The following is a 21,629-nucleotide window of genomic DNA, read 5'->3' as shown; positions in this document are numbered from 1 at the left end:
CCCTTTTCGGGCCCGCCCGACCGCAATCGACGCCGCGGCGCGGCGTCACTGTCGGCAGCCGGTCCCGGCCGGCTAGCGATCGCGGCCGATCCGTCCCATATGGGTGTCCTGAAACCCGCTCGGCAACTTCAGACCATAGCCCAGCATACGGTCAATTCCGACATGGGCAAGCCACACCCCCCCGATGGCCAGCAGAACGGTCGCCCCGATCGCCACCCCGGCGACCGCCAGCAACAGCGGCAACGCATAGATGTGCCCGAGATTATAGGTCACCGCACCGACACGCGGCCCGGCGAGATAGCCGAGCATCGTCAGATCCGGGGCCAGCAGGATCAGGATCCACAGCCACCAGCCCCAGCCGGGCGATGTCAGCGCCGCAATGCCCAGTCCGGCAACCGCAACCCCGGCGCCTTCGGCCTGCTGCCACACCCGCGCCGTCATGCCAACCGCCCCGCCCGGGTCATTCCGCCGCCACCTCGCGGCGCCGCTCGGCCGCTTTCAGCATCGGCGCCAGATAGCGCCCGGTGTGGCTTTCCTTGACCTTGGCCACATCCTCGGGCGTGCCGGTGGCCACGATCTCGCCCCCGCCGTCGCCGCCCTCGGGGCCGATGTCGATGATCCAGTCGGCGGTCTTGATCACGTCCAGATTATGCTCGATCACCACGACCGTGTTGCCCTGATCGACCAGCGAATGCAGCACTTCAAGCAGTTTGCGCACATCCTCGAAATGCAGGCCGGTGGTCGGTTCGTCCAGAATATACAGGGTCTTGCCGGTCGCCCGACGCGACAGTTCCTTGGACAGTTTCACCCGCTGCGCCTCGCCCCCCGAAAGGGTCGTCGCCTGCTGACCGACCTTGATATAGCCAAGCCCGACCTCGACCAGCGCCGCCATCTTGTCGCGGATCGAGGGCACCGCCTTGAAGAATTCCAGCGCATCCTCGACCGTCATATCCAGTACATCGGCGATGGATTTGCCCTTGAACTTCACCTCGAGCGTTTCGCGGTTATAGCGTTTGCCCTTGCAGGTCTCGCAGGTGACATAGACGTCAGGCAGGAAGTGCATCTCGATCTTGATGACGCCGTCGCCCTGACAGGCCTCGCAGCGGCCGCCCTTGACGTTGAAGCTGAACCGCCCGGGCTTATAGCCGCGCGCCTTCGATTCCGGCAGACCGGCGTACCAGTCGCGGATATGGGTGTAGGCGCCGGTATAGGTGGCCGGGTTCGAGCGCGGGGTGCGGCCGATCGGGCGCTGGTCGATGTCGATAACCTTGTCCAGAAGCTCCAGCCCCTTGATCGTCTGGCAGGGCGCCGGCGTCTGGCGGGCGCCGTTCAGCCGCATGCTGGCGGTCTTGAACAGCGTCTCGATGGTCAGGGTCGATTTGCCGCCGCCCGAAACCCCGGTGACGGCGGTGAACTTGCCCAGCGGGAATTCGGCGGTCACGTTCTTCAGGTTGTTCCCGGTCGCGCCGACCACGGTCAGCATCTTGCCGTTGCCCTTGCGCCGGGTTTTCGGCACCGCGATTTCGCGCGCGCCCGACAGATACTGGCCGGTCAGGCTGTCGGGATTGGCCGCGATCTCGGCCGGCGTTCCCTTGGCCACAACCGCACCGCCATGCACCCCGGCGCCCGGCCCCATATCGAACACATAATCCGCATGGCGGATCGCGTCCTCGTCATGTTCCACCACCAGAACCGAGTTCCCCTGATCCCGCAGCCCCTGCAAGGTGGTCAGCAGCCGGTCGTTGTCGCGCTGATGCAGGCCGATCGAGGGTTCGTCCAGCACGTAAAGCACGCCGGTCAGGCCCGATCCGATCTGGCTGGCCAGCCTGATCCGTTGGCTTTCGCCCCCCGAAAGCGTGCCGGCCGCGCGCGACAGCGTGAGATAATCCAGCCCGACATTGACCAGAAACCCAAGCCGCTCGCGGATTTCCTTGAGGATCGCCGCGGCGATTTCGTTCTTCTGCTTGCTCAGGCTCGCCGGCGCCTTTTCGATCCAGTCCAGCGCCTCGCGGATCGACAGCTCGACCACCTGACCGATGTGATTGCCGGCGATCTTCACCGCCAGCGCCTCGGGCTTCAGGCGATAGCCGTTGCAGGCATGGCAGGGGCGGTTGTTCTGATACCGCTCGAATTCCTCGCGCACCCAGGCCGAGTCGGTCTCGCGCAGGCGCCGCTCCATGTTCGGGATCACGCCTTCAAAGACCCGGCTGACCTCATAGACCCGGCCCGCGTCGTCAAAGCGGAACTTGATTTCTTCCGTGCCGGAGCCGCGCAGGAACAGTTCCCGCACCGACTCGGGCAGGTCTTTCCACGGCGTTTTCTTGTCGAAGCCGTAATGCTTGGCCAGCGCGTTGATGGTCTGGGTCATATAGGCCGATTTCGACTTGGCCCAAGGCGCGATGGCCCCCTGCGCGATCGAAAGCGACTGGTCCGGCACGATCAGCCGGTCGTCGAAGAACAGCTCGACCCCCAGCCCGTCGCAAACCGGACAGGCGCCATAGGGCGCGTTGAAGGAAAACAGCCGGGGCTCGATCTCGGGGATGGTGAAGCCCGACACCGGGCAGGCGAAATTCTCGGAAAACGTGATCCGCTCGGGGTCGCCCTCGCCCTCGGCCGGGGCGGTTTCCAGAACCGCGATGCCGTCGGCCAGATCCAGCGCGGTGCGGAAACTGTCGGCCAGCCGCGTCTCGATCCCCTCGGCCACGACCAGCCGGTCGACCACCACGTCGATGTCATGGCGGAATTTCTTGTCCAGCACCGGCGGCTCGTCCAGATCGTGAAACTGGCCGTCGACCTTGATGCGCTGAAAGCCCTGCTTGCGCAGTTCAAGGAATTCCTTGCGATATTCGCCCTTGCGGTCGCGCACGATCGGGGCAAGCAGATAGGCGCGCGTCCCCGGCGCCATCGCCATCACCCGGTCGACCATGTCCTGCACCTGCTGCGCCTCGATCGGCAGGCCGGTCACCGGGCTGTAGGGCGTGCCGGCGCGGGCGAACAGCAGCCGCAGATAGTCGTAGATCTCGGTCACCGTGCCGACGGTCGAGCGCGGGTTCTTCGAGGTCGTCTTCTGCTCGATGCTGATCGCCGGGGACAGGCCGCTGATGTGATCGACATCGGGCTTGCCCATCATGTCCAGAAACTGGCGCGCATAGGCGGAAAGCGACTCGACATAGCGCCGCTGCCCCTCGGCATAGATCGTGTCGAAGGCAAGGCTGGACTTGCCCGACCCCGACAGGCCGGTGATCACCACCAGCTTGTCGCGCGGAATATCCATATCGACGTTTTTCAGGTTGTGTTCGCGCGCACCGCGAACCTCGATATACTTCTGTTCCAAAGCCGTGCCCTATTCGACCAAGCGCATCACATAGTCAAATCCATGGAAAAGACAACATGGATCACGGAACGTATCAAGAACAAATCACCAATTGCGCGGAACCTCTTTTGCGATATGTTCGGTTGGGAACAACGAATCGAGGTCGCCATGTCCCGAGTTCTGCCTGTCGCGGCTGTGGTTTTCCTGTGTCTTGGCGCCTCGGTATCGGCCGACCAGCCCGCCTCGGCTCGACTGACCGGGCCGGACGGGCTGGCGGTCGTGCTGAACCCCGAAACCCTCGCCGCCCTGCCCGTGCATAAGGTGGACACCGTCCACGGCGGCAGCAACGGCGAACAGAAGGGGCGCTATACCGGCGCGTTGTTATGGGACGTGATCGCCGCCAATACGGATCTGGACGATGACGTGAAATCCGCGCTTCGGCGGGTCGTTCTGGTCACCGCGCGCGACAATCATCAGGTGGCCTTTTCCATCGGCGAAATCGCGCCCGGCTTTGGCGATCGCCCGATCATGATCGGCTACAAGCTGGACGGCGCCCCGATTCCCGACGGGCTGCGGATGGTTACCCCCGGCGACGCCCGCGGCGCCCGCTATGTCAAGGACGTGGTTTCGCTGGAGCTTCGTTGACCCCGGTAAAGCAGCCGGGCAAACTGTCCGCAGCAACGGAGAAACGCCATGACCAAGCAACATCACACCGGTAGCTGCCAATGCGGCGCCATCGCTTTCGAGGTTGATCTGGATCTGTCCCAGACAGTCGTCTGCAACTGCTCGCGTTGCCGGCGGCTGGGCTCGGTTCTGGCCTTCGCGCCCCGCGAGGAATTCCAGCTGACCAAGGATGGCGCGACCACGGAGTATCTGTTCAACAAACAGCAGATCGAACATCGGTTCTGCCCGGTCTGCGGCATCGAGGCCTATTCCTTCGGCAGCATGCCCGACGGGACGCGCATGGTTGCGGTCAACGTCAACTGCCTTGACGATGTCGACGCGCGGTCGCTGGATTCCAAGCCGGTCGACGGCGCCAGCGCCTGAACCGGCGCCGCGAAAGCCTGCGTTGCGCGCGCTTCAGACGCGGCGCGCGATCGCCCAAGAGACCAGCGGAAATTCCGGGTCGTCGTCCAGATCGTCGGTATCTGCGTCGAACCGGGGCGGCCATGGTGTTTCCAGATTGCGCGCGGCGCTGGCCCGATTGCCCCATTGCGCGGCCCGGATCTCGTCCGGTTCAAAGCCGCATTCGATCAGCAGATTGCCGAGGCCGCGCGCCGTCCAGCGCGAGCAATCATTCGGCGCGGCGTGGAACGGTATGAAGAACGGCACCGCCACCCAGAAATATCCGCCCCGACGCAGCATTTTCCAGACGTTTCGGGTGGCGGCATAGGGGCGGTCCAGATGCTCCCACACCTGATTGGCCATCACCAGATCGAATTTGCGGACCTTGTCCCCGGCATCCCGCAGCGGTCCCTGACATATGTCGAAAGCCGGATATGAGACGCTCTCGTGGCTGCGAAACCCAAGCGACGCGCCCCAGTTCCCCGAAATCTCCAGCACATCCAGCCGTTTGGGCGTCAGCTCGGCGAACCAGGCGCGGCTGGTCTTTTGCATGACGATTCGGTTCAGGCTGGTCATCGCGATCTCCGTCAAGGCATGCCGACCGCGGGGAAACGGGGCGGTACCGGTCCAGTTACGCGGGACGGCGGCCATGGTCAAAGGGTATGGCGGCGCCGGTGGACGCCCGAACGCCCGGGCGATAACCTCACCAGCGGATGACCGAAGGGACAGGATATGGAACGGGTCACGGCGGGCTGTCTTTGCGGCAAGGTCCGCATCACCGCGACGGGGCAGCCCCTGCGGGTCGGCATCTGTCACTGCATGGACTGCCGCAAGCATCATGGCGCGCTGTTTCACGCCTCGGCGATATTCCCGCAGGACGCGGTCATGATCACCGGCGAGACCCATGATTATCAGGGCCGCCATTTCTGCCCCTATTGCGGCAGTTCGGTTTTTGGCCGCTCGGGTGACGAGGTCGAGCTGAACCTCGGCGCGCTGGACGCCCCCAACCAGTTCACCCCGACCTATGAGCTTTGGACCATCCGCCGCGAAAGCTGGTTGCCCGAATTTCCGGTAAAGCAGCGGTTTGAACGGGATAGGGAATAGGCGGGCGAAGGGTTCGCGCCAATAAGCAGTCCGACCGCCGTCAGTAGTGATAACGGCACTGCGCAATCTCGAGCGCCTGATCCTGCCCGCTGCCTGAGACGCGATAGACAAACCTGTCAGATTGCGTAATCCGCCGCGACCACCAGCCGCTTAAATCGCCCTTCAACGGCTCGGGTTTTCCCATACCTTTGAACGGATTCCGCTGGGTTTCCTTGATCAGCTCATTCAGCCGTTGAAGTATCTTGGCGTCGCTGTTTTGCCAGTGGAGATAGTCTTCCCAAGCACCATCAGAAAATATCAGCTTCATCTTTCAGCGTTCGCTCAACGCCTCGCCCAGCATTCAATTGGGCGATGGATTCGCGCAAGCGCGCCGCGTTGGCCGGCGAGGTCAGAAGATAGAGCGTTTCCTGAATCGCATCCCACTCTTCCTTTCCAACGACGACCACAGCCTCCTTGCCCGTGCGGGTAATCACGGTTTCGGTTTTATCATGGATCGCATGATCCATGACGTCCTTCAGATGCTTGCGCGCATCCGAGTAATTAACGATGTGCATTTGAGGGTGCTATATATGATGTAAGTGAGCTGATGCTTGAGCTCGCCAAATATGGTACGTGAAATTGTACGTGTCAAGACCGTTAGAGCGGCGCGGCGAATACGCTTAGGCAACCGCCACAATCTCTACCAGCCGGCCCCTTATTCGACCGTCACCGATTTCGCCAGATTGCGCGGCTGGTCCACGTCGGTGCCTTTGGCGACGGCGGTGTGATAGGCCAGATACTGCATCGGCACGGCGTAAAGGATCGGGGCGAAGGCCCCCCCGCCCGCCGGCATGGTCAGACCGGCGCGGATCCCCTGCCCTGCCGCCTCGATCCCTGCCGCGTCCGAGATCAGCAGCACCTGACCGTGCCGCGCCATGACCTCTTGCATATTCGACACGGTCTTGTCGAAAAGCCCGTCGCGCGGGGCGACCACCACCACCGGCACGTTCCGGTCGATCAGCGCGATCGGGCCGTGCTTCAACTCGCCCGAGGCATAGCCCTCGGCGTGGATATAGCTGAGTTCCTTCATCTTCAGCGCGCCTTCCAGCGCGACCGGATACATGGCGCCGCGCCCCAGATACAGGATGTCCTGCGCCTCGGCCAGCCAGTCGGCCAGCACGCGGCAAGGGTCCGATATGGCAAGCGTCTGATTGAGCAGCCCCGGCAGCATGCGCAGATCCGCGATATGCCGGCGCAGACCGGCATCGTCGATCCGGCCACGGTCATGCGCGGCCTTGACCGCCATCACCGCCAGAACCGCAAGCTGGCAGACGAAGGCCTTGGACGAGGCCACGCCGACCTCGACCCCGGCCAGCGTCGGCAGCGCCACATCCGCCTCGCGCGCGATGGCCGATGTCGGCACGTTCACGACGCCGATGGTCCGCGCGACATGATCGCGGGCGTAATGCAGCGCCGCCAGCGTATCGGCGGTTTCACCCGACTGGCTGATGAACACCGCCCAGCCTTGCGGCGACAGCGGCGGCTCTCGATAACGGAATTCCGAGGCGACCTCGATATCGCAGGGCAGCCCGGCAAGGGTCTCGAACCAGTATTTTGCAACATGGCCCGCGTAATGCGCCGTTCCGCACCCGACCAGCGACAGCCGGTCGACCGTCGAGAAATCAAGGTCCGGCAGGTTGATGGTCTCGCCCTGCAGATAATGGCTGAACACATCACCAAGAACGACCGGCTGCTCGGCGATTTCCTTGGCCATGAAATGGCGATGGCCGGCCTTGTCGATGGTGGTCGCGCCTACGTCGATGCGGGCCATGTCGCGATTGGCGCGGCGGCCGTCCTTGTCGAAAATCTCGACGCCCGCGCGGGTCAGGACGGCGTGGTCGCCATCCTCAAGATAGGTGATCCGGTGAGTGAAGGGCGCCAGCGCGATGGCATCAGAGCCCGCGAACATCTCGCCCTCGCCATGACCGATGGCAAGCGGACTGCCCTTGCGGGCGATGACCATCAGATCGGGGTGCCCGTCGAACAGAAAGGCCAGCGCGAAGGCGCCGTGAAGCCGGCCCAGCGTCGCCCGCGCCGCCTCGACCGGCCCGATGCCATCGGCCATGGCCTGCGCGGTCAGCATGGCCACGGTTTCGGTGTCGGTGTCGCTTTCGGGCACCAGCCCCGCCGCGGCCAGTTCTGCCCGAAGCTCGCGAAAATTCTCGATGATGCCGTTATGGACCACGGCCACGGGACCGCGCTTGTGAGGATGGGCATTGGTTTCGGTTGCCGGGCCATGCGTCGCCCAGCGGGTGTGACCGATGCCGCTCTGCCCCTCCAGCGGCTCATGCACCAGCCGGTCGGACAGGTTCACCAGCTTGCCGACCGCGCGGCGGCGATCCAGTTGACCGGCGCCGTCGACCGTCGCGACGCCGGCGCTGTCATAGCCCCGGTACTCCAGCCTTTTCAGCGCCTCGACCAGTTGCGGCGAGACCTGATGCTTGCCGAGTATCCCGATAATCCCGCACATCAGCCGCGTTCCTTTTTCTTCTGCCGCAGCGCCGCCATCATCCGCCGCGCCAGTCCCGGTTTCGTCACCTGCCGCGCCCGGCCTATCGCCAGCCCGCCGTCGGCCACATCCTCGGTGATGACCGACCCGCTGGCCGTCATCGCCTCGTCCCCGACCGACACCGGGGCGACAAGCATGGTATCCGAGCCGATAAAGACCCGGGCGCCGATGCGGGTGCGATGCTTCATCACCCCGTCGTAATTGCAGGTAACGGTGCCTGCGCCGATATTGGTGCCCTCACCCACATCGGCATCCCCCAGATAGGTCAGGTGACCGACCTTTACACCCTCGTCCAGAACCGAGTTCTTGATCTCGACGAAGTTGCCGACATGCACATCGCCGCCCAGTTCGGCGCCGGGCCGCAGCCGCGCGAAGGGCCCGACACTCGCGCCTTGCGAGATATGGCAGCCCTCGAGATGGCAGAACGCCTCGATCCGGGCGCCGGATTCGACCGTGACGCCGGGGCCGAAAACCACGTTGGGCCCGATCACCGCGTCGCGGCCGACGACCGTGTCCAGCGCCAGAAAGACCGTGTCCGGCGCGGTCATCGTGACACCATCGTCCAGCAGCAACGCGCGGGCACGGGTCTGGAAGGCGCTTTCCGCCGCCGCCAGTTCGGCGCGGGTGTTGATGCCCAGCGTCTCGGATTCGTCACAGGTGACGACGGCGGCGCTGCGGCCCGCGTCGCGCGCCAGACCGACGACATCGGTCAGATAATATTCGCCCGCCGCGTTGTCGTTGCCAAGCCGCCCCACCAGATCGCGCAACAGCCCCGCATCCGCGGCGATCACGCCCGAGTTGCACAGCCGGATGGCGCGGGTGGCGGCGTCGGCATCTTTCCATTCGACGATCCGTTCAAGCCCGCGCGGACCGGTGACAAGCCGGCCATAGCGGCCGGGGTCGGCGGCCTCGAAACCCAGCACCACGACATCGGCCGGGTGGCTGGTCAGGGCGGCCAGCGTATCGTCGCCGATAAACGGGGTATCGCCATAAAGCACGATGACCTTGCCGGAAAAGCCGTCCAGCGCCGGCAATGCCTGCGCCACCGCATGACCGGTGCCAAGCTGCTGGTCCTGAAGCACGACCTGCGCGTCGGGGTCAAGCTTCGCCACCGCCGCCCGCACCGCCTCGGCGCCGTGGCCGGCGACGACGACGATGCGCTGCGGCTCCAGCCGCCCGGCGGCAGCCAGCGCATGGCCGACCAAGGGCACGCCGCCCAGCGGATGCAGCACCTTCGGCAGGTCCGAGTTCATCCGCGTTCCCTGCCCCGCCGCCAACACGATGACGGCGACCCGTTCCTGCTGATCCGCGCCGTGATCCGGCTGCTCGTCGGTCATCATTGCTCCATTTTCATGTTTATCAATTGCCCCCGGCGTTCTACCTAGGCGCGGACGGTCACCGCAAGGGGACTGCGGATCACTCTTGGTTAACGAAGGTTACAATCGCGATGGCGGGCACCGTGGTATTCGATCTGGACGGAACCCTTGCGGATACCTCGGCGGATCTGATCGCGGCGGCGAATGCCTGCCTTTCGCTGCGCGGGCTGACCGGGCTTCTGGATCCGGTGCGCGACGCCGGTTTCGCCTTTGCCGGCGGCCGGGCGATGCTGCGCGAGGGCTATGCGCGCGCCGGGTCGGACTGGATCATCCCGCCCGGTGCCGAGGATGCGGATTTCCTTAACCTGCTTGGGCATTACGGCGCGAATATCGCCGTGCACACCCGGCTTTACCCCGGCACGCTTGCCGCGCTGGAACGGCTGGCCGATGCCGGCCATCGCCTTGCGGTCTGCACCAACAAGCCCGAAGTCCTGGCCCGCGCCCTGCTGGCCGAGTTGCAGATCGTAGGCATGTTCGATGCCCTGATCGGGGCGGATACGCTGCCGGTGCGCAAACCCGACCCCCGCCCCTATGTCGCCGCCGTCGAAGGCGCGGGCGGCACCGTCGCGCGGTCGTTTCTGGTCGGTGATACGGTGACCGACCGCAAGACCGCGGCGGCGGCCGGCGTCAAGGTGGCGCTGGTCGCCTTTGGCCCCGAAGGCGCCGGTCTCAGCCGGTTGGCGCCCGACGCCATGCTGGCCCATTTCGATGATCTGCCCGGGCTGGCCGACCGCTGGCTGGGATAGATCGCGGCCGGAAATCGGCTTTACCGGCCTGTCACGAAACTATTGCGCTGCAACGCAGCATCGCTAGGATGCGCCCAACCAGATAGGGAGGGACCGCCGATGTTTCGCAAGATCCTGATCGCCAACCGGGGTGAAATCGCCATCCGCGTGATGCGCGCCGCCACCGAACTGGGCAAGCGAACCGTCGCTGTCTATGCCGAGGAAGACAAGCTGAGCCTGCACCGCTTCAAGGCGGACGAAGCCTACCGCATCGGCGAGGGGCTGGGCCCGGTCGCGGCCTATCTGAGCATCCCCGAGATCATTCGCGTGGCAAAGGAATCGGGCGCGGATGCGATCCATCCCGGCTATGGTCTTCTGTCGGAAAACCCCGAATTCGTCGATGCTTGCGCGGCGGCCGGGATCACCTTCATCGGCCCCCGCGCCGACACCATGCGCGCGCTTGGCGACAAGGCCAGCGCCCGGCGCGTGGCGATCGGCGCCGGCGTGCCGGTGATCCCCGCGACCGAGGTTCTGGGCGATGATTTCGACGCCATCCGCGCCGAGGCGGCTGAGATCGGCTATCCGCTGATGCTGAAGGCCTCGTGGGGTGGCGGCGGCCGCGGCATGCGGCCGATCAACAACCCCGAGGAACTGGCCGACAAGGTGCGCGAGGGGCGGCGCGAGGCCGAGGCGGCATTCGGCAATGGCGAGGGCTATCTTGAAAAGATGATCCTCCGCGCCCGCCACGTCGAGGTGCAGTTGCTGGGCGACACGCATGGCGGCCTTTACCATCTGTATGAACGTGACTGCACCGTACAGCGCCGCAACCAGAAGGTCGTGGAACGCGCCCCCGCCCCCTATCTGACCGAGGCGCAGCGGGCGGAAGTCTGTGATCTCGCGCTGAGGATCGGCCGCGCCGTCGGTTATCAGAACGCCGGCACGGTCGAGTTCCTGATGGATATGGACAGCGACCGGTTCTATTTCATCGAGGTGAACCCCCGCGTTCAGGTCGAGCATACGGTGACCGAGGAAGTCACCGGCATCGACATCGTGCAGGCGCAGATCCGCATCGCCGAGGGCGAGACGCTGGCCGCCGCCACCGGCGCCCCCGATCAGGACGCGATCAAGCTGTCCGGCCATGCGATCCAGTGCCGGGTGACGACCGAGGACCCGCAGAACAACTTCATCCCCGATTATGGCCGCATCGCCGCCTATCGCACCGCGACCGGCAATGGCATCCGGCTTGACGGCGGCACCGCCTATCCCGGCGCGGTCGTCACCCGCTATTACGATTCGCTTCTGGTCAAGGTGACCGCATGGGCGCAGACGCCGCAGGCCGCCGTGCGCCGCATGGACCGGGCCCTGCGCGAGTTCCGGGTGCGCGGGGTCAGCACCAATATCGAATTCGTCATCAACCTGTTGAAACACCCGGTTTTCCTGTCCGATGAATACACCACCAAATTCATCGACACGACGCCCGACCTGTTCAACTTTACCCGCCGCCGCGACCGGGCGACCAAGATCCTGACCTATATCGCCGATATCAGCGTCAACGGTCACCCCGAGACCTCGGGCCGGCCGCTGCCCTCGGCCGAAGCGCGCACGCCCGTTCCCCCCGCGCCCAAGGCCGAGCCGATCCCCGGCACCCGCAACCTGCTGGAGGAGAAGGGTCCCAAGGCGGTCGCCGACTGGATGCTGGCGCAAAAGCGGCTGCTGATCACCGATACGGCGATGCGCGACGGCCATCAGTCGCTTCTGGCGACGCGGATGCGGTCGATCGACATGATCCGGGTGGCGCCGACCTATGCGGCCAATCTGCCGCAACTGTTCAGCGTCGAGTGCTGGGGCGGGGCCACTTTTGACGTGGCCTATCGCTTTTTGCAGGAATGCCCGTGGCAGCGGCTGCGCGACATCCGCGCCCGGATGCCGAACCTGATGACCCAGATGCTGCTTCGGGCTTCGAACGGGGTCGGCTATACCAACTATCCCGACAATGTCGTGCAGTTCTTCGTCGCGCAGGCGGCGCGCACCGGCATCGACGTGTTCCGCGTTTTCGACAGCCTGAACTGGGTCGAAAACATGCGCGTGGCCATGGATGCGGTGCTGGAAAGCGGCAAGCTGTGCGAGGCCGCCATCTGCTATACCGGCGATATTCTGGACCCGGACCGGGCCAAGTATGACCTGAAATATTATGTCGACATGGCCAAGGAGCTTGAGGCCGCCGGCACCCATGTGCTTGGCCTCAAGGATATGGCGGGGCTTTTGAAACCCGCCGCCGCCCGCGTCCTGATCAAGGCGCTGAAGGAAGAAATCGGGCTGCCGATCCACTTCCACACCCATGACACCAGCGGCATGGGCGGGGCGACGATACTGGCCGCCTCGGATGCCGGGGTGGATGTGGTCGATTGCGCCATGGATGCGCTGTCGGGCAACACCAGCCAGCCGACCATGGGATCGGTGGTTGCCGCGCTGGCCCAGACCGACCGCGACACCGGGCTGGACATCGGCGCCGTGCGCGAGATCAGCAATTACTGGGAGGCCGTGCGCGAACATTACGCGGCCTTCGAATCGGGCCTTCAGGCACCCGCCTCCGAGGTCTACCTGCACGAAATGCCGGGCGGGCAGTTCACCAATCTCAAGGCGCAGGCGCGCAGCCTGGGGCTGGAGGATCGCTGGCACGAGGTCGCCCAGACCTATGCCGACGTGAACCGGATGTTCGGCGATATCGTCAAGGTCACGCCTTCGTCCAAGGTGGTGGGCGACATGGCGCTGATGATGGTGGCGCAGGGGCTGACCCGCGCGCAGGTCGAGGATCCGGCCGTCGAGGTCGCCTTTCCCGACAGCGTGGTCGATATGATGCGCGGCAATCTGGGCCAGCCGCCCGGTGGATGGCCGAAGGCGCTGCAGGAAAAGATCCTCAAGGGCGAAACGCCGCTGGCCGAGCGTGCCGGCGCCAGAATGCAGCCCGTCGATATCGAGGCCGAGCGGGAATCGCTCAGCAAACAGCTTGAGGGCAAACGCGTCGACGACGAGGATCTGAACGGCTACCTGATGTATCCCAAGGTTTTCCTTGATTACATGGGCCGTCACCGCAGCTATGGCCCGGTGCGCACCCTGCCGACCCGCACCTTCTTTTATGGCATGGAGCCGGGCGAAGAGATCACCGCCGAGATCGACCCCGGCAAGACACTGGAGGTCCGGCTGCTCGCGATCAGCGACACCGACGAAAAGGGCGAGGTCAAGGTCTTTTTCGAGCTGAACGGCCAGCCCCGGTCGATCCGGGTCCCGAACCGCATGGTGAAATCCGAAACCGTCGACCGCCCCAAGGCCGACCCGGGCAACCCCGGCCAGATCGGCGCCCCGATGCCCGGCGTCATCGCCTCGGTCGCGGCGACGGCGGGGCAAAAGGTCAATGCGGGCGATCTTCTGCTGACCATCGAGGCGATGAAGATGGAAACCGGCATCCATGCCGACCGCCCCGGCACCATCAGGGCGGTTCATGTCGCCCCGGGCGAGCAGATCGACGCCAAGGACCTGCTGATCGAGATCGAATAAAGGTAGAAGGGGCGCTGCCCCTTTTGGCCGTACCGGCCAATTCACCCCGGGATATTTGGGCAAGAAAGAAAAAGGCCGCTGTGCGTGCGGCGCCCTTGCGGGGGCGATGCGTGGTGATTGCCGGCAAAATTGCAAGATCCGGCGGCGACCGAAACGGCTGTACCGATCCCGGGTCGGGTCTTGTTCGTGCCGGGGCCGATGTCGGCCATCCTGACGAGCATCGCCGCCAATGTTTCTGGTGGGTCGGGCTGTAGTGGGATGAACCTGCCCTGCGCGGTTGATGCGGCGACCCTTACCGGCAAAATCATCGGCGGACCGGGCGCGTGGCTGCTGATCCGGCCAACGCCTGGTCTGGCCGGGGCAGGTGATCTTGACCGGCGGCCTGATCGTGGTCCGGGGCGACTGCCGGGATACTAACGCGGCCTCGTCACCCAGTCATGGGCGAAGGAAAGTTTTTGCCGGATGCGCGGCGTCAGCACGAAGGGATAAAGGTCGGGGTTGTCCAGCGCGCGGTTGATGTCATTGACCGCCAGCGCCACCACCGAGGCGATCTGAAACAGGCGTGTGCTGTCGGGATCGGCATAAGCGTCATAATCCTTGGACGGCACTTGCGGCGCCATCAGACCCGATGCCATGAAGCTGTCGGTCATATCGACCAGATGCAGGAAATGGGCGCAGGTCTCGGCCCAGTCCTCATGCGGATGGGCGGTCGCGTAAGGGGTGATGAACTCCTCGCCCGGGTCCCTTGGCGCTGCGTAGTGACGCGCCAGCGCCGCGCCGTAATCCTGAGTTTCATCACCAAAGACCGGACGAAAGGCGGGCAGGAAACCGGGCGTGACCTCCAGCCGCTCGAACAGGAAATGCGCGATCTCGTGACGGAAATGCCCGACCATGGAGCGGTAACGCTCGCCCAGCCGGTTCTTGCGGTGAAAGCGGATCTCGTCATCGGCTTCGACCACGTTGATGGTGATGATACCGTTCTGATGGCCCATCATCACCCGGACGTCGTCCTGCTGGCCGGTGCGTTCGGACAGCATCAGGAATTGCGGACGCGGGCCGGGATCGGCATCGGCATCGGTGAACCAGCCCCAGCGGGCCAGATTGGCCAGCACCCAGCGTTTGCCGCGTTCCGCACCGGCCAGAAGCTCCAGATTGCCCTCGACGCTCAGCGGCGGAATCGTCGGCGACATCAGGCATGACCGGCACAACCCCCGCTCGCCCACCCAGTTGCAGGCGATCCTTTCCCGATTCGCACAGGCCGGCCCGTCGGTCCGGAACTGCCCCTGTTCCGGATCGAAATATAGATCCGCGCCGCAGGGACAGATGAGATTGTGGAAATAGGCCTTGGTGCCGCAAATCGGGCAGAACAGAAGTTGCATCGGGGAACATTCATCAGGACAGGGCTTAACGCGCCGGTCCGGGTTCGGTTGCACGCCTGCCCCGGGCCGGTTGCCGCCGGGGCGTGCTTTTTTTGACCATCGGGGCGGATTTTCCGCTTGCACGCCCCGCAAGCCTTCTCTAAATCACCGCTCACCGGCGGCAGCGTCCGCCGGGTTGGGGCGCGGGCGTAGCTCAGGGGTAGAGCATAACCTTGCCAAGGTTAGGGTCGTGAGTTCGAATCTCATCGCCCGCTCCAATTTTCAAAGACAATCGACGGCATACATCGCATGGCTCCGGCGGGTTTTTGCGCCGGTGGATGCGGCGTGGGTTTGCAACAAAAATGGGGGCCGGCCAGCCCTCCCTTTCGATACCGTCGAACATACGGATCGCCCCGCATGCCGATGACCCGGCTTATTCGCCGATCTTCAACACCACGATCTGATTGCTCAGCATCGCCGGCACCCACAGTGTCCCACCCGCGCTGTCGAGCGCGAAGTCGGCCGGCCCGGCGATGTCCCGGCCGGTCTGGATCGCCCCGGCCGCCGCGCCATCGACCGGGATCAGGTCGAGATTGCCGGGAACCGGGCGATCGACCGCCACCCAGTCGGAAACAATGGCGCGGCCATCGGGCAGAACCGCCAAACCGTCCAGAATCCCGTGCGGCGCATTCTTCAGCCGCTTGGATGGCCCGCCCGGCTCCAGCGCATAGACATCCCCGCCGGCAAAATTCCGACCGACCCCGGCGACCAGGATCTTCTGGTCCCGGGGGTCGATGGCGATGCCGTTGGCGCCGGGAATATCCGCCGCGATTTCGGTGAACTGGCCGCTGTCGGGATCCAGCCGATAGACGATGCCGCGCTCGGTATCGCTGATGATCAGCTTGCCGTCGCCGGTCGCCGCCAGATCGTTGGCGCCCACGATTTCACCGCCCGGCAAGGGTTGATCGAACACCCGCTTGCCGCTGGCGATGTCGAATCCCAGCACGCGGTCGATATCGGTCACGAACAGCCGCCCGTCGATCGCCGCCATGCCTTTCGGCGCATTGAGCGTTTCGCCCGCGGGCGGAAAAGCGCGTTCGGCGACCAGCCGGCCGTCGGCGGCATATTCCGCGATATAGCCGTCCGCGTCCCTGGCCGAGGGGTCGAGCACCTTGCCGATATTCGACACGAACCGTCGCTCGCCAACCATCAGCACGCTTTCCGGCGATTGCAGCCCGTCGATGACGAAAGCCAGCTTTGCCGGTTGATCGGCGCTTGCAGCCGCGGCCGCGCCGATCAGGATCGCGGCCGTCGTCATCAGCGCGGCGCCGCCCGGGATAGGAATTGCCGGGATAGGAATTGATCGTGTCATCTGCTTCTCCTTAAACCGATGCGCGCAGAATTGCGGAGATCGCGGCAGGCCACGCGCCCGGTTCCGCCAGAGATGAACCCGTTTCGGTCAATCTGCCGTTCTCGAAACGCCGGCGTTGGGTTAGAAAGCCGATATGGCACCGAAATATCTTTCCTCCGAACCGCTGGCGTCCGAACTGCTGAACGGGCTGGCACAGTTCCGATCCGTGGGTAGCGCCGGCAACCTGCCCCATGGCGAGAACCTGTTTTCCTATTGCGCGCTGGCCGAGGAGCGGCTGATCGCGGTCGATCTTCCGCATCCGATCATCGGCGTGGTCATCTGTGGCGCCAAAGAGATCTGGCGCGGCACCAACGCCTGCCTGCTGCCGGCGGGGTCGCTTTTCGTGCTGCCGGCCAGGACCGCAATGGACATCCTCAATCTGCCCGACCCGGCCAATGGTCATTACCAGTCGATCATCCTCGAGGTTCGCGAGGTGCCCGAAATCCTGTCCGTAGCGCATCCTGCGGTCGTGGACGGGCGGCGGGGGGCGGGTGATGCGGCGATGCGGGTCGGTCTGACGCGGCAACTGGTCGATGCGGTGGCGCATGCCGCCTCGGCCATCGCCGATGACGCGGCCCGGGCCGGGGTGCGCCGCGCCCGCATGACCGAGCTGCTTGCGCTTTTGCGCGGCGACCCCGCCGCCCGGCCGTTGTTCGACCTGTCGGTCGCGGGTCGGGTCAAGGCGCTGATCGGCGGCGATCTGGCCCATGGCTGGAAGGCCCCGGATGTGGCGCGCGCGATCGGCGTCTCGGAATCGACCCTGCGGCGGCGGCTGGCCGAGGAAGGAATAACCTTTTCGGCGCTTTTGCGGCGCGAACGCCTGTCCGCCGCCAAGCAGATGATCGATCGGCGGGCGCCGGTGCAATCGGCGGCGATCGCGGTCGGTTACGCGTCACGGACCCATTTCGCGCGGCGGTTCAGGGCCGCGTTCGGCGCCAACCCAAGCGAGGGTCGCCCTTACGACCTGCCGTGACCGTCCGCGGTGCCGGGTGCGAATACGTCCCGGCCGCCGGGCCCCAGAGGTTGGGCGGATTTCAGCAGGGCGACAAGCTGGCTTTGCTGATTGGTCGCGGTTTTCTCGAATATGCGCGACAGATAGGTGCGGGCCGAGCCTACGCTGATCCGCATCTCGCCCGCCGCATGCTTCAGCGACTTTCCCTCGGCCAGCGCGGCGGCCAGCCGGGCCTCGGACGGGGCAAGATCGAACAGCGCCGTCAGGATCTTGCCGCTGGGAACGCCCAGCGAGGCTTTGACCGGCGACACGATCAGCAGATTGTCGGCGCCCGAAAACACGTCATGGGCCGAGCGTCGCAGCGGCAGCAGATGGACAACGGCGACCGCCCGGCCGTCCTCGGCGCGGATGGGCACTGACCTGACAAGCGGTTCATTCCCGTTCCGCGCGGTCTCGATAATGGTCTGGAACAGCCGGTTCGCCTCATCCGCTGCGATGAAGAGCTTGCCGAAGGCGGCGGGCCGTATCCACGCCTCGACCGCCGCGAAACCCGCGTTCGTCGACAGCACCCGACCGTCACCGCTCAGCGCGGCGGCTGGCACCCCCAAAGCCTCCATCGCGGCCACGGCGGCCTGTGCGCGTTCAAGGCGCAGCCGCGCCCCGATCAGGCCTGCGCGCGCCAGATGCGGCCTCAGATCGTTCAGCAGATCGACGGTGGCGGGGGCGTGGCGGCCATCCTGAACCCGACGCTCAAGCGTAAAGCAAACCGCCGCATCGCCCGGGGCGGGTATCAGCGTGACGATCTGCTCACCCAAGCCCAGACGCGCCAGCGCGGTTCCGACCGAATCCCCGGGGCCGCCGGCGAACCGGGAAACATGGTCGGTCAGATAGAAGAACCACGACAGCCGCCCCGATAGCAGTTCCGGGAACAGCGCCGGCACCCTTTGGCTGCTGCGCCATTGGTCGGTCGCTACGAATTCTTCCAGCGCGTCATGCGTCAGGGCCGAGCTTTTGAACCGGGGCGGGCTGTCGGGGCTGTCAAAGACCAAAAGCGCCCCCGATGCCGAACCGGTCGCCCGCGCCAGTCTGTCAAGCACGTCGGGCCATGTCTCGGGCAGGAATGCCGCCTCATAAATCCGGTCGATCAAGTCACTCGTCACTTGCGTTTTCCGCTTTTTGGCGCGTCCATATCCTCTATTCGCGCGGGGTGCGGGCGGTGCTCATCTAATGAACAGGCGCCGCCCAAGTCGATTTCACCAAAGCCACCATCGCGCTTTGCTGGGATGTTCCGGTCTTGTCGAATATCCGCGCGAGATAGGTCCGCGCAGTGCTGAAGCTGATCCCCAGCGCACCTGCCGCCGATCGCAGCGAATTGCCCCGGGCGAGTTCGGTCGCCAGACGCGCCTCGGACGGGGTCAGATCGAAGACCACCGACAGAACCGCATGCGACGGCACGTTGGCGCCGCTCGCGAACCGATTCACCACCATCAGCACGTCGGTGCGAAGGAAGATGTCCCTGCCCGGACCGTGCAGCGGCAGCAGATTGATCACCGCCGCCTGACCGTCGGGTCCCGCCTTCACCGGGATCGACTGCATCGCAAGGGTCCCGCAGGCACGCAGCGCGGCAAGCGAGGCGGAAAGGTTTCGCGCCGCCTGTTCATCGACGATCACAAGGCCGCCAAATGCGCCGGAGGCGAACAGGTCAAGCCCCTCGAACAGGGCGTTCGTGGCCATCACATGCCCCCGCGCCGACAGCGTGGCCGCGGGCAGACCGATGGCGTCCAGCGCCGACAGCGTTGCATCGGCCCGTTCCAGCCGCAACCGCGCCGCAAGCGCCGTCGCCCGTGCCAGATGCGGCCAAAGCGCGTTGAGCCTGTCGATGTCGCGTATCAAAGGCGGCCCGGATTCGATATGTCGGGCGAAGGTAAGGCCGACCATTTCGCCGGTCGATGTCCTGATGATCGTGCCGGTTTGCTGATCCAGACCGATCCGGCGCAGGGCGGCATGGGCCGGATCATCGGCAAATTCGCGCGGCGAAAGGAATTGGGTGGCCGGGTAAAAACCGTGCCGGGCCGCCTGAAACTGGTTGCGGGCGCGCTTGCAATGCCGCCACGAACCGCCCTCGATATACGCGCCCAGAACATCATGGGTTCGTTCGGTCGCGCGCCAATGCGGGGTGAAGTCATCCTTGAAGACCATCAACTCGCCCGATGCCGCGTCGGCCCGTGCGGCGACATCGGAAAGAACCGAGGTCCAAAGCTCGGGGATCAGCGCCGCGTCGTAAATCCGGTCAATCAACCCCGTCGCATCTGACATTCCGCACCCTGATCAATCATCATTCGAATGCATTATTCAATGGGAGCGGCACAACAGAAATTCCAGCGTAGCTAGGAAATCTGTCTGCCCAAACCCGATATCATTCAAACTAACGACATCAGACGGGAAATTCCATCAGAAGTTACAATATCCGCTTCAAAATTCTAAACCAACGCCGCGAAAACGGTTAATCATAATTTGATATATATAATTCATTAGACAGCCGTAATATGCGCCTTGCACCCGATCTTCCGCCGGCGCGACAATGCCGTTTCAAACGGCGAAAAGCCCTTGAAATAACGTCTATAACTTGAAAATGCCGGGTCTTTGATATGCGGATCACGACTCGCACCCACCGGCATGTCAAAATCGGGACCTGCGGCAACGGGCGATCCGCCGCGCGGCTATCGCGTCACGCCGACATTGTTCAGCAGAACCACAAGCTGCACCTGCCGATTGCAGCCGGTCTTGCGCAGAATTCTTGCCAGATGCGTGCGCACCGTGCAGATCTTGACGTTCAGAAGCGGTGCGAGTTCGCTGACCGAGGTTCCGTCGGCGATATGAACGGCGATCTGCGCCTCGCGCGGGCTCAGGCCGAAGCGGCGGATCAGCGCGGCGGTTCTTGCCTCGGTCTTGCTGATCCTCACGGGTTCGATCTTGAGGATTGCGGCCGGTTCGCAGGCCGCGCATTCCGCGACCGGATCGACCGGCAGAACCACGACCCGCAGCCCGTTGGCATTGGCCGCGACCGGCGGGATGTAAAGCTCGCCCCCCGGACCCGGTTCGCCGTCGATGCGAAAACAGGCATCGGCGACCAGTCCGCGAAGTGCGCGCGTCATATGCGCGTTCGCCGCCGCGATATGGCCGTCAACCAGCCTCAACCGGGTGCGATCCGCCAGGATCGCCTTGGCGGCCTTGTTCGCCGATAACATGCGCAGATCCTGCGATACCTGAAAACACGCGGTTTCCCGCATCGTCCCCCCCCTTGATTATCTGCCGACCGATCGCACCAAGGAACAGCGCGCCGCCGATCCGCGCGATCATGTCAGAACGGATGCCGGCCCGTATCATCCAAACGGATGATGCGAGGCTGATTTTGCCGGCGCAGAGTGCGAGGCTACGGGTGGGGCGGCAAATTCTCCGGGTCCGTTCTTGTTTCTGCGTTAATTCGCCTCATCCGTAACTTTTCCCGCAGCAGTCATCATATGATGACTGTCGGGGGGGCTATCAGCTTCTAACATTCCGGGGGTATCCGAAATCCGTTCCGGTCATGGCGGCACAGCTTGCCGGTGATCTGAATAAGAGGTGCAACCAGTGAATGTCATTGCCAATCTTGAGCTAGTCGAAGGGCGATATATCCACAGCCCCGATTTGCACGCGAAAGCGGGCGGCAAAGTCGCAGTGGCGCTGTTGGTGGACGCCGAGCTGCAGGTTCTCGCCTCGGGCCCCGACGCCGATTTCGGCACGACGGGGGTCAAGGTCTGGATGAACCGGCTCAGCACGGGCAACCGGTTCTGGGACGCGAGGATCCGTCACGCGATCAGGATCGGCGCGATGGCCGAGCTTGGGCCCGGATCCGATGACGGCGGCTACAAGATCTTCGTCTTTCCGATGCGCTCAACCGCAGGGCCGACCGCGCGGGGCAAGGCCATCGTCGTCATCGGCACCACGCCGCGCAAACAGGACAACATTCCGACGATCAGCGCGGCCTTCGGGTTGACCGGCACCGAAACCGAGGTTCTGCGCCTGATCTACAAGGGCCTTGGCGCGGTCGAGACGGCGCAGGCGATGGGTATCGCGCCCTCGACCGCACGCACCCATTTGCGCCACATCTTCGAGAAAACCGGCACCTCGCGCCAAAGCGAACTGGTCTATTTCGTGGCGAATTATGGCTAGGCCGCGCCCC

19 protein-coding genes and 1 tRNA gene are annotated in these 21,629 nt (G+C 64.6%); 8 read left to right on the top strand and 12 right to left on the bottom strand.

What is annotated here, in order from left to right:
• Positions 1-72: 72 nt before the first annotated feature.
• Both ACFSCT_RS19285 and uvrA read right to left on the bottom strand, forming a co-directional pair.
• Positions 73-441, bottom strand: coding sequence for a DUF4260 domain-containing protein (locus ACFSCT_RS19285; RefSeq protein WP_379145530.1), 369 nt, complete (start codon positions 439-441; stop codon positions 73-75).
• 19 nt (positions 442-460) lie between these two features.
• Entirely contained in the window at positions 461-3,334 is a 2,874-nt protein-coding gene (uvrA, locus tag ACFSCT_RS19280) for an excinuclease ABC subunit UvrA (RefSeq protein WP_379145529.1), read from the bottom strand.
• A 147-nt stretch (positions 3,335-3,481) separates the two neighbouring features.
• Here uvrA and ACFSCT_RS19275 point away from each other — a divergent pair, with 147 nt between their 5' ends.
• Together ACFSCT_RS19275 and ACFSCT_RS19270 are read left to right on the top strand one after the other, a co-directional pair.
• Positions 3,482-3,958, top strand: coding sequence for a hypothetical protein (locus ACFSCT_RS19275; RefSeq protein WP_379145528.1), 477 nt, complete (start codon positions 3,482-3,484; stop codon positions 3,956-3,958).
• A 48-nt stretch (positions 3,959-4,006) separates the two neighbouring features.
• A complete protein-coding gene (locus ACFSCT_RS19270) occupies positions 4,007-4,360 on the top strand; it encodes a GFA family protein (RefSeq protein ID WP_379145527.1) in 354 nt (117 codons plus the stop codon).
• Between the two features lie 33 nt (positions 4,361-4,393).
• Here the strand turns inward: ACFSCT_RS19270 and ACFSCT_RS19265 are convergent, their stop codons facing one another.
• The gene (locus tag ACFSCT_RS19265; RefSeq protein WP_379145525.1) at positions 4,394-4,954 is read right to left on the bottom strand and encodes a class I SAM-dependent methyltransferase; all 561 of its coding nucleotides are present in this window, start codon (positions 4,952-4,954) and stop codon (positions 4,394-4,396) included.
• 156 nt (positions 4,955-5,110) lie between these two features.
• Between ACFSCT_RS19265 and ACFSCT_RS19260 the strand changes: the two genes are divergently transcribed.
• Positions 5,111-5,482: a GFA family protein gene (locus tag ACFSCT_RS19260; protein WP_379145522.1), complete on the top strand. Its 372-nt coding sequence runs from the start codon at positions 5,111-5,113 to the stop codon at positions 5,480-5,482.
• Between the two features lie 40 nt (positions 5,483-5,522).
• On the opposite strand, the gene ACFSCT_RS19255 is transcribed toward ACFSCT_RS19260, so the two are convergent.
• The 4 genes from ACFSCT_RS19255 to glmU all read right to left on the bottom strand — a co-directional run bounded on the left by ACFSCT_RS19255 (position 5,523) and on the right by glmU (position 9,367).
• Positions 5,523-5,789, bottom strand: coding sequence for a Txe/YoeB family addiction module toxin (locus tag ACFSCT_RS19255; RefSeq protein WP_379145521.1), 267 nt, complete (start codon positions 5,787-5,789; stop codon positions 5,523-5,525).
• On the bottom strand, positions 5,770-6,036 hold the full coding sequence (locus tag ACFSCT_RS19250) for a type II toxin-antitoxin system Phd/YefM family antitoxin (RefSeq protein ID WP_379145518.1): 267 nt from the start codon (positions 6,034-6,036) through the stop codon (positions 5,770-5,772). The genes ACFSCT_RS19255 and ACFSCT_RS19250 overlap by 20 nt, the downstream gene beginning before the upstream one ends.
• A 140-nt stretch (positions 6,037-6,176) precedes the next feature.
• Positions 6,177-7,991 carry a glutamine--fructose-6-phosphate transaminase (isomerizing) gene (glmS, locus tag ACFSCT_RS19245; RefSeq protein ID WP_379145516.1) on the bottom strand — a complete coding sequence of 605 codons (1,815 nt, stop codon included), beginning with the start codon at positions 7,989-7,991 and terminating at the stop codon, positions 6,177-6,179.
• A complete protein-coding gene (gene glmU, locus ACFSCT_RS19240) occupies positions 7,991-9,367 on the bottom strand; it encodes a bifunctional UDP-N-acetylglucosamine diphosphorylase/glucosamine-1-phosphate N-acetyltransferase GlmU (RefSeq protein ID WP_379145515.1) in 1,377 nt (458 codons plus the stop codon). Before glmU ends, glmS begins: the two co-directional genes overlap by 1 nt.
• 110 nt (positions 9,368-9,477) lie before the next feature.
• On the opposite strand from glmU, the gene ACFSCT_RS19235 reads away from it, so the two are divergent.
• Together ACFSCT_RS19235 and ACFSCT_RS19230 are read left to right on the top strand one after the other, a co-directional pair.
• Positions 9,478-10,152, top strand: a complete 675-nt coding sequence (locus tag ACFSCT_RS19235; protein WP_379145513.1) for an HAD family hydrolase — start codon at positions 9,478-9,480, stop codon at positions 10,150-10,152.
• Between the two features lie 99 nt (positions 10,153-10,251).
• The gene (locus ACFSCT_RS19230) at positions 10,252-13,686 is read left to right on the top strand and encodes a pyruvate carboxylase (protein WP_379145512.1); all 3,435 of its coding nucleotides are present in this window, start codon (positions 10,252-10,254) and stop codon (positions 13,684-13,686) included.
• A 413-nt stretch (positions 13,687-14,099) separates the two neighbouring features.
• On the opposite strand, the gene ACFSCT_RS19225 is transcribed toward ACFSCT_RS19230, so the two are convergent.
• Positions 14,100-15,065 (bottom strand): zinc-binding metallopeptidase family protein, encoded by a 966-nt coding sequence (locus ACFSCT_RS19225; protein WP_379145511.1) that lies wholly within the window; start codon positions 15,063-15,065, stop codon positions 14,100-14,102.
• Between the two features lie 182 nt (positions 15,066-15,247).
• On the opposite strand from ACFSCT_RS19225, the gene ACFSCT_RS19220 reads away from it, so the two are divergent.
• A tRNA-Gly gene (locus ACFSCT_RS19220) sits at positions 15,248-15,322 on the top strand.
• Positions 15,323-15,477: 155 nt separating this feature from the next.
• Here ACFSCT_RS19220 and ACFSCT_RS19215 read toward each other — a convergent pair.
• Entirely contained in the window at positions 15,478-16,416 is a 939-nt protein-coding gene (locus ACFSCT_RS19215; protein ID WP_379145510.1) for an NHL repeat-containing protein, read from the bottom strand.
• A 133-nt stretch (positions 16,417-16,549) separates the two neighbouring features.
• On the opposite strand from ACFSCT_RS19215, the gene ACFSCT_RS19210 reads away from it, so the two are divergent.
• The gene (locus ACFSCT_RS19210) at positions 16,550-17,428 is read left to right on the top strand and encodes a helix-turn-helix transcriptional regulator (RefSeq protein WP_379145508.1); all 879 of its coding nucleotides are present in this window, start codon (positions 16,550-16,552) and stop codon (positions 17,426-17,428) included.
• On the opposite strand, the gene ACFSCT_RS19205 is transcribed toward ACFSCT_RS19210, so the two are convergent.
• From ACFSCT_RS19205 to ACFSCT_RS19195, 3 genes are all read right to left on the bottom strand, one after another.
• On the bottom strand, positions 17,413-18,567 hold the full coding sequence (locus ACFSCT_RS19205; protein WP_379145505.1) for a helix-turn-helix transcriptional regulator: 1,155 nt from the start codon (positions 18,565-18,567) through the stop codon (positions 17,413-17,415). The two genes, ACFSCT_RS19210 and ACFSCT_RS19205, sit on opposite strands and share 16 nt — an antisense overlap.
• A gap of 64 nt (positions 18,568-18,631) precedes the next feature.
• Positions 18,632-19,723 (bottom strand): helix-turn-helix transcriptional regulator, encoded by a 1,092-nt coding sequence (locus ACFSCT_RS19200; RefSeq protein ID WP_379145503.1) that lies wholly within the window; start codon positions 19,721-19,723, stop codon positions 18,632-18,634.
• A 404-nt stretch (positions 19,724-20,127) separates the two neighbouring features.
• Entirely contained in the window at positions 20,128-20,655 is a 528-nt protein-coding gene (locus ACFSCT_RS19195; protein WP_379145501.1) for a helix-turn-helix transcriptional regulator, read from the bottom strand.
• A gap of 382 nt (positions 20,656-21,037) precedes the next feature.
• On the opposite strand from ACFSCT_RS19195, the gene ACFSCT_RS19190 reads away from it, so the two are divergent.
• Positions 21,038-21,619 (top strand): helix-turn-helix transcriptional regulator, encoded by a 582-nt coding sequence (locus tag ACFSCT_RS19190; RefSeq protein WP_379145499.1) that lies wholly within the window; start codon positions 21,038-21,040, stop codon positions 21,617-21,619.
• Positions 21,620-21,629: the final 10 nt, after the last annotated feature.

This window comes from Paracoccus pacificus, from assembly GCF_042680785.1.
Lineage (GTDB): Bacteria > Pseudomonadota > Alphaproteobacteria > Rhodobacterales > Rhodobacteraceae > Paracoccus > Paracoccus pacificus.
This window is presented reverse-complemented; position numbering and strand designations above follow the sequence as displayed.